The following is a 13545-nucleotide window of genomic DNA, read 5'->3' as shown; positions in this document are numbered from 1 at the left end:
TTCGGGTGATCACTGGGCGCGGAGTTGTTGCCAGATCAGGAAGTACGCCCGGTGCACGACGTGTGCGACGCGGCTCTGGGCGGGGGTGGCGCCGAAGGAGGCGAAGGAGCGCCACCAGCCAGCGCGTTCCAGGGCGTAGGCGGACAATTCCTTGTGCGGGCGGCCCTTCATGCCCAGCTGCTCCCCGATTTCGGCGCTGCTGCCGACGCGGAGGACTTCTTCTGCCAGGTCGTCGGGCATGTCGACGGCGCCGGAGGTGACCAGGGTGAGGGCTTCCAGGAGGCGCAACTGGTGGGCTTCCGGCTTGGCGAGCAGGACTTCGATGGCGTCGTGGACCCGCTGCCGTTCGCCGGGGTCGCCGGAGGCGTGGGCGAGGGCGGTGACGGAGGCGAGGGCGGCGGCGGCTTTGATGCCGTCGGCGCGGGCGCGGAAGACGGCGTCGAGCCTGCCGCGGACTCCGGCGAGGCCGGAGGCGTCGAGGAGTTTGCGGCGCAGCGCGCCCGCGGTGAGGTCGGGGTCGGCTTTGATGGCGTCGACGGCGCAGCGGATGCCGTAGAGGTCCAGTTTCTCCAGCAGGCGGGCGCGGGTGCCGGTGGCGACGTCGCAGTCCCAGGTGGTGAAGATGTCCGCGGAGATCAGCATCGTCTCCCAGGTGCCATCGTCCAACTGGGCCAGGGACCGGAGTGCGTCGGCGTCGGCGCTGGTGAAGCCGCCGGATTCCGCGGATTCGGCCAGCAGGCCGATCACCGGGATCACGTCGGCGACGCGCGGCTTGAGGGTCGCCGCCTGTTTCTCGGCGAGGATCGTGGCGGCTTTCCAGACGTCACCGTCGCTGCCCGTGACCGATTCGGGGGTGATGGTGTCGGCCTTGTTGAGGACGGCGATCGCGTTGACCGGCCCGGCTTCGCGGCTGGCGGTGGCGGCGGTGAAGGCGGCCAGCGCCTGCTGGTCGTCGGCCCGCACGCCCTGGGTCACCACGTACAGGACGGCTTCCGCACCCGCGACGGCGTTGCGGGAGGTGTCGTCGAGGTCGCCGCTTTCCTCGTCCACCTCGGGCTCGTCGTCGCCGTCTTCGCCGGGCTTGCGGTGCTTGGCCGCGCCGAGAAGCTGCTCGGTGCGCTTGACCGAGGCCAGGTCGAGGGAGCCCAGGCCCGGGGTGTCGATCACCGTGAGGTCGCGCAGGACGGCGTTGGTCAGGTACGCCTCAAGGTGCGACACCTTGTCGAAGTCGACTTCCAGGTCGTTGGGGATCATGCCGCCCACGTCGAAGGGCAGCACCTGCTTGCGCCCGTCGAAGAACACAAGCTCGACCCGGTCGACCGTGCCGTACTGGAACCGGGTGACCAGCCGCGTGCACTCGCCGACGTCCGTCGGCGCGACCCGCCTGCCGATGAGCGCGTTGACCAGGGTCGACTTCCCCGACTTGATCCGCCCCGCCACCGCGACCTGCAACGGCGCGGACAGCCTGCGCAGCACCTCCCGGAATCCGGCCGCGGTCCGCGCGGACACCTGCGGCTGCAGGCGCTGGCACAGATTCGCCACCGCCGCGGACAGCGGGCCTGCGAGATGCTGCTGCTCGCTAGCGGATGTCAAGCCGATCCTCCCCTGGGTTACGCCCCCGAATCGTGCCATGACCGGCTTTGGCCCGGGTCCACTTGGTCCCGATCGGGAACAGTTATGCGGTTCTTACCCTCTGTAGCCCGTCAGCGGGATAGTGTCGGCGTCCTCCGAAATCCCGGGGGGTGTCCGCCGTCCCGGACGCCCACCGCACGTCCCGGGAACGAGGACGCCCGCCGCGCCCGGCGCGGGACCGGTCGCGGCGGGTGCGCATTCCCCTCTCACCCTGCGGGTGGATGGGCAATGCGACGGCGGGAGGACGCGCCTGGCGGCCGCCGCTGCCTAGGCTCGTCCGTGTGCGGCGGCTGAGCTTGTGGATGAAGGCGCACCCGATGGCGGGTGACTGCCTCATCGCGGTCGTGCTCGCGGGGTTGGAGTTGCTGGCCTTGCTCGACCCGCCCAAGGGCGTGCACCCGGTCGCGTTCTGGTTGGTCGGGGTCGGGCTGTTGGGCCCGCTGGTGGTTCGCCGCCGTGATCCGCTGCTGTCGGCGTATCTCATCCTCATCGCGGGTTTCGCCCAACTGTTCACCCACGGCCCTTCGCCGACCGGGGGCGCCGACGCGCGGATACGGCTCGCCGACATCGCGTTGGGGGTCGCGCTGTACACGGTGGTGGCCTACGTGGGGCGGCGGCAGGGTGCGCTGTACGTCCTGTGGCTGGCCATCGGCACGGCGGTGTGGGCGTGGTGGCGGCTGGGGCCTGCCGAGGCGATCCTGCCGACGCTGATCATCGTGGTGATCTTCGCGTTGTGCTGGGTGCTGGGGGAGTTCGCGGGGGCCCGGCGGGCGTATCACACCGAGGTGGAGCGGCGGCTGGACCTGTTGGAGACCGAGCGCGACCAGCAGGCCACGATCGCCGTCGGCGCGGAGCGGGCGCGGATCGCGCGCGAGTTGCACGATGTTGTCGCGCACGCGGTAAGCGTGATCGTCGTGCAGGCCGATGGGGCGGCGTACGCCGTGCGGTCGCAGCCGGAGGTCGCGGAGAAGGCCATCAACACGATCTCCACGACCGGCCGGGAGGCGCTGACCGAGCTGCGCAGGCTCCTGGGCGTCCTGCGCAGCGACGACACCGAGCTGGACCGGGCGCCGCAGCCGGGCGCGCAGTCCATTTCCGACCTGGCCGAGCGGGTGCGGGCGATCGGGGTGCCGGTGCGGCTCGACGTGGCGGGCGATCTCGACGACCTACCGGCGGGCGTCGGCCTGGGCATCTACCGGATAGTGCAAGAGGCGCTGACCAACACCATCAAGCACGCGGGTCCCGGCGCGAGCGCGTCGGTCCGGGTGGCGCGCGTGGGCGACCGGGTGGAGCTGGACGTCACCGACAAGGGCCCGGGCCGCCCGCACGGCATCACCGCCGAGGGCGGCGGGAACGGCCTGATCGGGATGCGGGAGCGGGCGAACGTGTTCGGCGGGACGCTGCAGGCGGGCCCGTCCCCGGAAGGCGGGTGGCGCGTCCGGGCAGTGCTGCCCGTGTCCACCGCCTAGGGAGGACTACGTTGGGCCAGGTGATCAGGGTTGTGCTGGTCGACGACCAGGAGCTGATGCGGGTCGGGTTCCGCATGGTGCTCGGCGCGCAGGAGGACATGGAGGTCGTGGGGGAGGCCGGTGACGGCCGGGCCGCCATCGAACTCGCCGAGAGACTGCGCCCGGACGTGGTGCTGATGGACGTCCGGATGCCCATCCTCGACGGGGTCGAGGCGACGAAGGTGATCACCGAGGCAGGCACGTCGAAGGTCTTGGTGATGACGACGTTCGACCTGGACGAGTACGCCCTGTCGGCCCTGCGCTGCGGCGCCAGCGGGTTCCTGCTCAAGGACACCCCGCCGAGCCACCTGGTCTCGGCGCTGCGGTCGGTTGCCAGCGGGGACGCGGTGGTCTCGCCGAGCGTCACCCGCAGGCTCTTGGACCGCTTCCTGGGCCCCGGTGGCGGCGAGCTTCGCGACGCGTCGGTCCTGGAGGTCCTGACCGAACGGGAGCGGGAAGTCTTGGTGCTGATGGCACAGGGACTCTCCAACACGGAGATAGCGCGCAAACTCTTCCTTTCCGAGGCGACGGTAAAGACCCACGTTGGTCGGGTCTTGTCCAAGTTGGAGCTAAGAGACCGCGTACAGGCAGTGGTCTTGGCTTACGAAACCGGTCTAGTCCGCCCCGGCGACGTCTGAACTGTCCACGATGGCGCAGTCGCCGAGTTCCCGGACCAGGTTCGCGGCCAGGGTCCACGGAATGTCCGGATGGTCGAAAGCCAGCACCACGTGCGCCATCGGCTGGGGAAACGGCGTTCCCGGCGCGTAGTGCGCCCCGGCGATCCCGACAATCGGGTATTGCCGCGCCCGGATGACCGCGTGCCCTTTCCGCAGCGCCGGACAGGCGCGCACGGCTATGCGTAGGCAGGTAAGACAGATCGGCGGCTCGGTGACGCCCATGCCGTTCGGCCACCCCGGCCAGTCCCCACGGTGGTCCTTGAGCACCCAGAGCACGCCGTTGTCGTCCTGGTCAGCGGGCCCGCCGCACACCTGGCAGAGGAGTCGGCGCATGGCCCGCCGCTGCCGCAGCGAGTTCACCTTGCCGAACTCGGCCTTACCGTGGCCCGGGTAAGACGGATTCCGCACCCAGAGAATCCCGTCGCGGTCGCGGTCGCCCATGGTTTCATCGGCGTATCCGATCCCCCACCCGTCTTTCCGCGCAACCACCCGATTGGGCGGCCGATTCTCCCCACTCCAAGCGGTGATATAAGGAACAATGAGGTCACCAACCTTGCGGCGTCCGTACTCGTCGGGGTTGACCATCCCGCTCGCTTGTGCAGAGTGCACTCCGATGCCTCCTTGCCAGCCTGATATCGTCCGCGCTTGCTGGATGCAAGTCTTTAGCAAGCAGGGCAAGTCGGGCCATGGACATGCTTAGGCGCATCGGGTGAACCTGCGGCAATCCGGTTAACGCTATGCTGTTACCGGCCGACAAATATGGAGATTCCATGGCTCGAACCCCGAAGGCGCGAGCACTCGGCGCCGCGCTCCGGCAGGCTCGCGAGGGCAAGGGCATGTTCTTGCGCGAGATCGGCGCGGCCATCAACCGCGACATCGGCGTTCTGTCCCGCTGGGAGACCGGCGAGCGGACACCGAAGCCCGAGCAAGTCGCCCAGATCCTCACCACCCTGGGGATCAACGGCGAGGACTACGAGCAGATCATGACCCTCGCCTATGGCACGGACGAGTCGCAGTGGGTCGCGACCACCCTGCCCGAGCAGCGACAGCAGATGGCCGCGTACGTCGACTGGGAGCAAAACGCCACCCGGATCGTCGAGGTGGCTCCGTTGCTGATCCCCGGTTTGCTGCAAACCAATGACTACATCCGGGCGATCATGACAGCGGGTGGCGTGCCCCAGGGCGAGATCGCGTCGAGAGTCACCACTCGGATAGGCCGCCGGGAGGCGATCACCAAGCACCGGCCCGCCAACCTGCTGGTGCTGCTCGGCCAAGGCGCCCTCAACCAAGAGATCGGCGGCCAAGAGGCGATGGTCGAACAACTCCAGCACCTGCTGGAGATGGCGGCCCGCCCCAACATCGAACTACGCATCGTCCCCGACCGCTGCGGCTGGCACCCCGGCCTCGAAGGCGCGTTCGCCCTCATCGAGTCCAAGCACGCCACGAAGAACAAGGCCACGGCCACTTCCATCGTGTTCATGGAAACTCGCCGCTCGGTCCTCATGTTGCACGAGGACTACGACGTGGATGCCTACCGGCAAGCCATCGACAAGATCATGAAAGTGTCTTTGACGCCGGTCGCGTCCACCAAGTTCATCAAGGGTTTCCTCAACAGAATGGAGAAAAGCAGTGTCAACTGAGCACACCTGGCGCAAGTCCCGCCGCAGCCAGAACGGCCCAAACTGCGTCGAGCTACGCAACACCCTCGACCAGCTACGCGACTCCAAGAACACCACCGGCCCCACCCTGGCCGGAAACGTCCCGGCTCTCCTACGGGCCATCAAGGCAAACCGCTTCACCCACTGAACACCGGCGGTGCCCCCCTGCGCCCAGCGCAGGGGGGCACCCCACCTCACTCCGGCTGCACAGCGGCGTAAATCTTCCTCGCGATCTCCCGCGCACTTTCCCGACACCGCTCACTCTGCGGGTCCTCGTCACGGAAGCCCGTGACCATAAAGGCGTTTTCATCGAGAACTTCCAGCGTGCACATGGAGTCCGTTCCCGCAGGCCTCCAGCGAGCATCCGATCCGATGTTCACTGTGGTGTCTTTTTCCGAACCCGAGAAAAGACCAGGATTATGGGTGAATCCACGCACTTCACCGTGAAAGGTGATAAAGCGCTCATCGAGACCTCCCTCGCCGACAAAGGTGCAAGTCAGAGAAATCCCCACTCCATGCTTGTTATTCTCCTTTTGCAACGGTGACGGCAGGTCGGGCACCTTCTGTTGAAGGTCTGGACAACCCGTGAACGTGTCCGTTGAGTATTTGAACGCATCCCGAAATGTGGGCGTAGGATAGTACTCCGGCAGCGGATACCGTTTGTCACCTGCGGCGCCACCGCAACCACTGGCGAGCACCATCATCCCAGCCGCCATACCGACGACCGACCGATTCCAGGTGCGGGGATTTATGCTCATGACCACCCTCGATGGTTAGGCGATACCTCAGCCCGCAATTGCCTGCGGCCATTTCCCGTCGGGAAACTCGGGGCCAGTCATGATGCTCTTAAGATCCCGCACCCTGCTGAGCGCGTCCGCGTACCTTTTCGCAATGCCCACCAGGTTGTCCAGCGACTGGGTAACAAAGTTCCCAATAGCGCCCGCGAGATCACTGACCGCGAACGGAATGCCGATTACCGTCGCCGCTTCGACCGCAGCCGTGGCAAGTGCCCCCAGGAAGCTGGTCGCCATCTTGGCCAACTCGGTCATGTACTCGATGTTGTACTTGGCGATATCCATGAGCCACTTGCTGACTCCTTCCGCCCTGACCGCGTAAGCGTTGATCGCGTTGTTCTGCTCCGTAACCCTCGTCTGGTACGCGGCGCTGGCTTCGCCTTCCCATTGTTGGGCTATGTTTTTCTCCTTATGGGAAAGCCCGTTCACCGGATCCTTGACGCTTTCGAGCCAGTTGAAAGACTGAACAATCAGGGACACAACAGGCATGTGGTGTTCCACCGCCGTCCTGACCAGTTTCACCAACTTGTCGAGCCCGTCACGGATGGTGTCGAACCCCTCGCAAATGGCGAACATCACGGGCGCGAGCGCATACTTCCAGGCGCGGACGTTGTGAACTCCGGCGTCGTACCTGTTGATAGCCTCCCGGACTTTATCATCCAAGCCGTTAAAACTTTGCTCCAGCCGCTCTATCACGCCGTCAGAACCAGCCATACGATCACCAACTCCTATTCAGGGAAAACCTTGTCGAGATCGAGTTCGACAACGGCCTCAGCCTTCTCATACTCGTCCGCGATCGTCCGCAAAGTCATATCGATCTGGTCGAACTCGACAATCGCGCCCAGAAGCAGGGTCGCCATGAAAATGCGAAACTCCTCGTACTGACCGGCCTCCAGTTCGGCGTTCGCGATCCCCGCACCGAGCGTCGTGAGGTCACCGACGAAAAACGCGGAAGGCGAGAGATATGCGCCCGCCACCGCTTGCACGATCGGTCGCGCGTCGTCCGCGTGCTGCTGCCAGACCTTCGCTTCCTCTCGCAGTTTCTGGGTGACTACCTGGTACTGGTCGGTCACTATTCTTCCCCCCTGTCGCGCAGCACGGTGAATTCCGAGAAGTAATCGCTGTCCGCGTCGTTGTCGCTCGCCCGCGCCGGACGAGGGCGTTCCTCTTGGTCGACGCCGAGGCCCGCCCGGACGAACAGTTGCAGGATTTCCTCGGACAGAACGGTGTCCGACGGGTTGTCCAGGGCCATGGGATCACCGTTGATCGCGATCGGCTCCCCGCCGCGCAGGCGCATGGTGAGGTAGCCGAGCGGACTGCGGATTTCAGCGAAGTCCATCCGCGGCGCTTGCTGCTGCCGCTGGATCGCGTCGTATTCGGCGTCGATGGCGTCAAGCCGCGTCTTGGTCCGAGCCATCCACTCGTCAAACGACAGGTCCGTTGGGTCCACAAAGGTCTCACCAGACACGGGCGTGCTCGGGGCGTCCGTGGGGCGGTGGGCGTATTCCACGGCAAAGGCACGCTGAACCGCGGTCACATACGTGGTGAGGAGCGCGGCCGGAAAGTCCTCCGGCCGGATGTTGTCGTCCCACCCCGGCCGAATCCGCGCATTCCTCATCATCCGATATTTGTCAACCGTGACAATGATGAACCCGCTCGGATCGCGGGCCTCATACGTGTCGGCCGGTTGCAGTTCCACCCCTCCTGGCCGGGTGAGCTCAGCGTACTGGGCTCGGGTTTCCGGGTCGTCGGGAACAGTCAGAACAGCCAATTCAACGTGGTCAAGCGCCACAATTCCCCCAATTCTCTCGGCCGTAGTCCGCGCGATGAGATTAACAGCCGCGTCGACAGTCGTTCCGACCGCTCAACGATACCGGGAAGCGTCCACAGTGGACTAAACAAGCCCGGCTTGCCGGACCTCCGCCACCCAACGTCCTCAATGCGGCGCTGGACTGCCAAACCAGACCATCAATGCAGTGGCGAGCACGACTTTGGACATTGCGGCGAAGGTCGCGCCGTGACCCGCTGGATTGTGTTCGCAACGGTTGACCATCGCCATCTGCACCCCTGCCCGACGCCCCGGTCGCTGACGACACTACAGTAGCGAGTGCGGTCACATCACTCTGCAAACCCTCGTCACGGACGCGTGCGATTATAAGCGCGTCGTCATCCCTTGGCGTCCGATATCCCCCTCGACGTCGCACTCGAAGCGAATGCGGGGTCGAGTGCTCCTCGGCACGTTATGTGTCGCTCGCCCGGATGCGGCGGGACCATGGAGTCGCGCCGTGAGTGATCGCGTGGATGGTCACAACCACACTGACCATCACCACGACGACGGCCCAATGTGTTTCATCGCTGGGGTTCGCGGCGACCGGCAAGAGTGATCCGATTTCTGGTTCCAGATTGTTCAGGATGGCAACAGCGAAGTAGACCAGCAGAGTCATTCCCCCTGCAGCTCCAGGCCCTAGAAACGGCGCCAATCCAAAGGCCGCGGAAGAATACACCATGGCGTTGGAAACCACCCATGCCCAAGGCGTTTCATGCGGAAGCTGTAGTGAACCAACAACGACGAGCAGAGCAGGAAAAGTGACTCCCACTACCGCGCAGATGCCTGCCACGAGCCGGGAACGCACCGTGCCGACACGGTCCCACTCCCAGAAGCGAGGGCGCAGAACCGCAGCGCCGATCGCTGCGGAGACTACAGCGCACAACTCCGGGTACGGCAGGCGGTTGCGCGGGTGATTGGTTGTCAGATCGATGATAATCGCACGATTACCAAGCAGATAGCACACCACACCGAGCAAGAGCATCGCCGCCAGGAAGGACCATGCCGACCTCGACGACCACACGACGCGGGTCACGGCAACTGAGAAGCGGTGAGGGAGCAGGTCTCGATGGCCTGCTTGTGCTGCGCTATCCACGTTTTCACAACCTCAACCGTACGTCCCTGGAAGACGTTTTCCCCGTACGTTGAGCCCGATGTCCTCAACCATTGTTCCAGATCCGAGGCGAGATCCGCGCTGACATCGTATTTTCGCTCTTGCCGACAACGAGCAAGTCCGGACAAATGACTGGACACCAATCTGATCGAACTTTCCGCGCTATTGAACGGATCGACCGGATACCAGATGAAATTACTCATCGCGTACACGCTCATCCGGTCATCGAAATTCACGTAAGCGCCCCGCAATGCTTCGTCGACGATGCGAACGTCGGACACGGATCCGTGGATCTTGATCAGCGGGTCTACCGCGCTGACGATATTCGACAGTTGAGAACGGTGACCTTCATGGACACAGTACTCGACACCCTGCTCATTCAGGCACACCCGAGGCGGGTCGACCTCGAATGCAAACAACGCGGGAGGATGCACGAGCGGAGGGATCACCAGAAGTACCACGAGTGGCAGTGCGACCAAAGTACGCAATGGCGGAAACCTCGTTCCAGAGCGCTGCCGCTTCACAATGCCGACACATGTGAGCACAAAGCTCACGATGACCAAGACCAGGAAGGCCAAGCGGTAGGATACGAAAGGAACGGTTTCCACAGAACCCAGAGAGGGGGTGATATGCAAAACCGGGACCAAGGCGGAGAAGGTGTCGCCACCGGTTCCAAGGACGGCGACGCCGAACATCAGAACAAACGACACCGGCGCGAGAAGCGCGGTTCGCCCGATTACGCCAATGAAGTATCCAAACGCTGTCGCCGCCATTACCCCCAGGTAACCGCTAGCGATAACCAATGGTGCTGGTCCCCCATATTCCGCGAGGCGCACCGTCGCGGCCACGATCGGGATAAAACCGACCGAATAAGAGATGAGGAAAGCTGTCATGAGCGTGCCAAGATGCAGGATCACCACCTTGTGCCCATTTCGAGCGGCGAACGGCTGCGCGAAGACGCGTTGGGGCGGAGTCAACCTGCCCGCCCAGTAAGTTGCGGCAGCCGCGGCAATCGGTCCTACGAAAGCATTTTGCTGATGGAACTCAGCCGACGTGCGAACCCATTCCTGGAATTCCCAGCCCCGCATGGTGATCGTCGACATCAGAACGGTCACGGTGATCAGGAAGCTGGGCACCAGGATCGGCAACGGGCCTAGCGGCCACAGTGTACGCGGAGAACGATCACTCACTGACGCCACCGAGCCGGTTGATGAGTTCGAGATAGCCACGCTCAAACGACGAGCCAAGCGTTCCATCCAATTGAACGTCACCGATCATTGTCGTCAATTCGGCCTCCGTGCCGTCAAACACGAGCTTGCCTTTGGCCAGTACGCCGACCCGCTTGCACAAGTGCGATACATCTTCGATCAGATGAGTTGACAATAGAACCGTTCGAGACGACCCAAGATCGGCTATCACCTCGCGCAACCGCAGCCGCTGCCCAGGATCAAGCCCTACCGTCGGCTCGTCCAACACCAGAATGTCCGGCTCATGCGCGAGCGCGGCAGCGACCCCCAATCGTTGCCGCTGCCCCCCGGACAGCGAGCGAACGCGTGAGGTAGCGAACTCGTCCAGTTGCACCGCCGCCAACGCTTTCGCCGAAGCATCCGGACACTCCTTGCGCGGAACACCGTTTACCCACGCGGCATACGCGACGGTGTCACGGACTTTCATCTCCCCAGCGAGCGAAAATCGCTGCGGCACGAACCCGACTCTGGGACTGGATGACCGACCCGTGTCATCGACCACGATTCGCCCTGTTGTCGGTTTAGCAAGCCCAGCCAGCAGATTCAACAACGTCGTCTTGCCCGCGCCATTTGGCCCCAGGAGCCCCGTGATGCCGGTGTCGACAGCCCAGTTCACGTCCGAGAGAGCCTGCTTCCGCCCGTAGGTGAAACCCACATTCTCCACCATGACACGCACTTCTCATCCCCCCATATCGGCACGCGCCAGCGGCGTGACATCGGGACCCGCCTGATGTCACGCCGCCTTGATTCCAGGGCGTTACTCAGCAGGTCCTGACGCGACCAGATTCAAGTTCATTTCCCGTGTCGCTGAGTGTCCAAGTGTAGTACAGGCCGTTTCCGTCGCACCGCCCCTCGGTGCCGAGATCACCGTTGGTGAAGTCAGCCCTCTCTACCCTGCCGACCGCGGGGTCCGGGCGTAGCGCCAGGTCCTTGTGCACACGAACCGTGAGTGTCACTTTCGACGTCCCGCAATTATAACGCCCACCGTTACCGTAAATAACACCATCTCGAATCCACTCCGGATTGTCCGCTCCAAGTGCGCACGCCCTCAGGTCAGGCGCGCTCCACGCGGGCGAAGCCAGCGCCACCCCCGCGACCGCCAACGTGCCGACAGCCAGCAGTCCCACGACAACGCGTTTCATTTTTCCTCCCCAGTTCTCACGATCCCCACGTGACAGTGGGTCGAGTCGCCTGCACGGCGACTCGACCAAGTGAACTGGTTTTCTGAGGTTTCCACAACCGATTTATATGTGACAAAAAGTGTGGAGATCTTTATCTTCAAAACCCCCACAGGGATCTTGAGGACGTTACATCCGTCTCAATACCAAATGTCTGACGGCCTCTTTGAGCTAATCGGGTGATGATCGGCCATATCGAATCGAGCGATCTCAATCTACTGTATGCGCGCAGCCATGCGGCAGTCCTCCGGCCGCGTCTGGGGAGTCGTCATGTTCAGCGGTACTTGGCGGCGTCCGCTGTGGCGGGATCCAGACCTGCCTGGTGGACCTCGACGTACCAGCGGCCCCAGTCGGGCTGGGTGCCGTCGATGTCGGTGAAGCCGTACTCGTGCATGAGGGTCCAGCTTGCCAGGGTGCGGCCCGCGAAGCGGGAGACGTTCGGGTCGGCCGCCAGGGCCGCCACGGCTCGGCCCAGATAACGGGGGGTTTCCGAGAGCGCGTAGTCGGGGTCCTCGGCTTCGCGCCAGTTTTCCTCGGTGACGCCGAAGTGCTCCAGCATCATTTCCGAGCGGAGGAAGCCCGGTGTCACCGCCATGCCGGTCACGCCGTGGTCGGCCAGGTCCTTGCCCAAGACTCGGCCGATGGCTCGGATGCCGGACTTCACCAAGTAGTACGGGATTCCGGTGCTGTGGTGGTACTCGTCATCGTCGCCGTCGGTGACCTCGATGACCAGGCCGCCCCGGCCCTTCACGACCAAGGGCAGTAGGCGGTGCAACGCGATCAGGTGAGTGTCGATGCCGTTGTGGACCACACCGAGCGCCTTGTCTATATCGGACTCCCAGAACGGCGTCCCGAACTCCACGAACGGATCGCCACCCCAAACGTCATCCACGAGAACGTCAATCCGCCCATGTTCCCCGGCGACCCGATCCCGCAACGAGTCGACATCAGCGAGGCTCGTGAAGTCGCACCGAACCGGAATACCCTTACCACCCGCCGCGTCGACCAACTCAGCGGTTTCCTCAATGGTCTCCGTGCGATTCATCGGAGACTTCCCCGCCCGCGTCGTGCGCCCGGTGACGTACACCGTCGCCCCCGCCGCCCCCAACTCGATCGAGATCCCCCGACCACAGCCCCGAGTCGCCCCCGTGACCACCGCCACCTTGCCCGCCAACGCCCCTGACATGTCACTCCCTACGGTTCAAGAACTCACACCACCGCGTGCTCGTTGCAGTGTGGCGGGTCCCACCGACGGTGGTGACACTCCAACCGGAAGCCACGGCGACGGAGGATCACCCCGCCGCTAGACGCGCCCTCCACAGGCTTGGATCAGGGAAGCTGGGCGGCCACGACCTCGGCAACCTGGGTGCTGATCGGGCATCCCTGTTCATGACCGCTGTTGGCGACCGTGATCACATCGACGCGGGCAGTGTCGGTGACCGAGACAGCGATGACACAGGCGTCACCGCGTGCGCGCTGAAGCTTCGCAGGTCGGCCGCCGATGGTGATATCGGTGGCGGCACCGAGTGAGGTGTCGAACTCACTGACGCCCTGGGTGTTCCGGATGGTGATGCCCACGGTGTAGTCGGATTCGGCATGGCTCCATAGACAACCCCGCGCGCTGCTGGTGTCATCGTTTCGTTCTTTGACGAGTTTGAGTTGTGTCTTGAGAGTGTCTGGGATCAAGGTGCAGGGGTCGGCGTGGGCCAGGGGACTGTCGGGTTTCGCTGGCTTGCTGGTGGTCCGGGGGCTGGTCCGGGCTGTGCTGCTGGTGGCCTGGGTGGTGGTGTCCTCGGGCAGGGGTGTGCCGGGGGTGTCGCTGGAGCACGCGGCCAGGGTGACAGCGAGGGCGATCGTCGCCGGTAGGGCGAGCAGGAGGCGGGGGGCCGGGGTCGGCAACGGTGTCCCTTTC

General features: G+C 64.3%; 15 protein-coding genes. 4 read left to right on the top strand and 11 right to left on the bottom strand.

All coding sequences use genetic code 11. The features are described 5' to 3' along the window. Positions 1 to 9: 9 nt before the first annotated feature. A complete protein-coding gene (locus BLS56_RS11940; RefSeq protein WP_091450095.1) occupies positions 10 to 1632 on the bottom strand; it encodes a dynamin family protein in 1623 nt (540 codons plus the stop codon). Positions 1633 to 1934: 302 nt separating this feature from the next. Here BLS56_RS11940 and BLS56_RS11935 point away from each other — a divergent pair, with 302 nt between their 5' ends. Both BLS56_RS11935 and BLS56_RS11930 read left to right on the top strand, forming a co-directional pair. Beyond that, positions 1935 to 3101: a sensor histidine kinase gene (locus BLS56_RS11935; protein ID WP_091450094.1), complete on the top strand. Its 1167-nt coding sequence runs from the start codon at positions 1935 to 1937 to the stop codon at positions 3099 to 3101. Between the two features lie 20 nt (positions 3102 to 3121). Beyond that, on the top strand, positions 3122 to 3778 hold the full coding sequence (locus BLS56_RS11930) for a response regulator (RefSeq protein WP_091450384.1): 657 nt from the start codon (positions 3122 to 3124) through the stop codon (positions 3776 to 3778). On the opposite strand, the gene BLS56_RS11925 is transcribed toward BLS56_RS11930, so the two are convergent. Beyond that, positions 3755 to 4258 (bottom strand): hypothetical protein, encoded by a 504-nt coding sequence (locus BLS56_RS11925; protein ID WP_091450093.1) that lies wholly within the window; start codon positions 4256 to 4258, stop codon positions 3755 to 3757. The genes BLS56_RS11930 and BLS56_RS11925 overlap by 24 nt on opposite strands. A 329-nt stretch (positions 4259 to 4587) precedes the next feature. Between BLS56_RS11925 and BLS56_RS11920 the strand changes: the two genes are divergently transcribed. Together BLS56_RS11920 and BLS56_RS11915 are read left to right on the top strand one after the other, a co-directional pair. Further along, entirely contained in the window at positions 4588 to 5457 is an 870-nt protein-coding gene (locus tag BLS56_RS11920) for a helix-turn-helix domain-containing protein (RefSeq protein WP_091450092.1), read from the top strand. Further along, a complete protein-coding gene (locus BLS56_RS11915; RefSeq protein WP_091450091.1) occupies positions 5447 to 5623 on the top strand; it encodes a DUF397 domain-containing protein in 177 nt (58 codons plus the stop codon). The genes BLS56_RS11920 and BLS56_RS11915 overlap by 11 nt, the downstream gene beginning before the upstream one ends. A gap of 46 nt (positions 5624 to 5669) precedes the next feature. Here the strand turns inward: BLS56_RS11915 and BLS56_RS30575 are convergent, their stop codons facing one another. The 9 genes from BLS56_RS30575 to BLS56_RS11875 form a co-directional block, all read right to left on the bottom strand. After that, a complete protein-coding gene (locus tag BLS56_RS30575; protein ID WP_139190625.1) occupies positions 5670 to 6179 on the bottom strand; it encodes a hypothetical protein in 510 nt (169 codons plus the stop codon). 81 nt (positions 6180 to 6260) lie between these two features. Then, positions 6261 to 6983, bottom strand: a complete 723-nt coding sequence (locus tag BLS56_RS11910) for a hypothetical protein (protein ID WP_091450090.1) — start codon at positions 6981 to 6983, stop codon at positions 6261 to 6263. A 14-nt stretch (positions 6984 to 6997) separates the two neighbouring features. After that, positions 6998 to 7342, bottom strand: a complete 345-nt coding sequence (locus tag BLS56_RS11905) for a hypothetical protein (protein ID WP_091450089.1) — start codon at positions 7340 to 7342, stop codon at positions 6998 to 7000. Further along, complete coding sequence (locus BLS56_RS11900) at positions 7342 to 7968, bottom strand: hypothetical protein (protein ID WP_091450088.1); 627 nt, start codon at positions 7966 to 7968, stop codon at positions 7342 to 7344. Before BLS56_RS11900 ends, BLS56_RS11905 begins: the two co-directional genes overlap by 1 nt. Before the next feature lie 541 nt (positions 7969 to 8509). Further along, on the bottom strand, positions 8510 to 9130 hold the full coding sequence (locus BLS56_RS30570; protein ID WP_139190623.1) for a hypothetical protein: 621 nt from the start codon (positions 9128 to 9130) through the stop codon (positions 8510 to 8512). Continuing rightward, on the bottom strand, positions 9127 to 10356 hold the full coding sequence (locus tag BLS56_RS11890; protein ID WP_091450086.1) for a hypothetical protein: 1230 nt from the start codon (positions 10354 to 10356) through the stop codon (positions 9127 to 9129). The genes BLS56_RS30570 and BLS56_RS11890 overlap by 4 nt, the downstream gene beginning before the upstream one ends. Before the next feature lie 34 nt (positions 10357 to 10390). Beyond that, on the bottom strand, positions 10391 to 11122 hold the full coding sequence (locus BLS56_RS11885) for an ATP-binding cassette domain-containing protein (protein WP_324187521.1): 732 nt from the start codon (positions 11120 to 11122) through the stop codon (positions 10391 to 10393). 785 nt (positions 11123 to 11907) lie between these two features. Continuing rightward, complete coding sequence (locus tag BLS56_RS11880; protein WP_091450084.1) at positions 11908 to 12819, bottom strand: SDR family oxidoreductase; 912 nt, start codon at positions 12817 to 12819, stop codon at positions 11908 to 11910. Positions 12820 to 12962: 143 nt separating this feature from the next. After that, positions 12963 to 13532, bottom strand: a complete 570-nt coding sequence (locus tag BLS56_RS11875; RefSeq protein ID WP_139190619.1) for a DUF3558 domain-containing protein — start codon at positions 13530 to 13532, stop codon at positions 12963 to 12965. Between the last annotated feature and the right edge of the window lie 13 nt (positions 13533 to 13545).

Origin of the sequence: Actinokineospora iranica (assembly GCF_900101685.1) — a bacterium.
GTDB lineage: Bacteria > Actinomycetota > Actinomycetes > Mycobacteriales > Pseudonocardiaceae > Actinokineospora > Actinokineospora iranica.
This window is presented reverse-complemented; position numbering and strand designations above follow the sequence as displayed.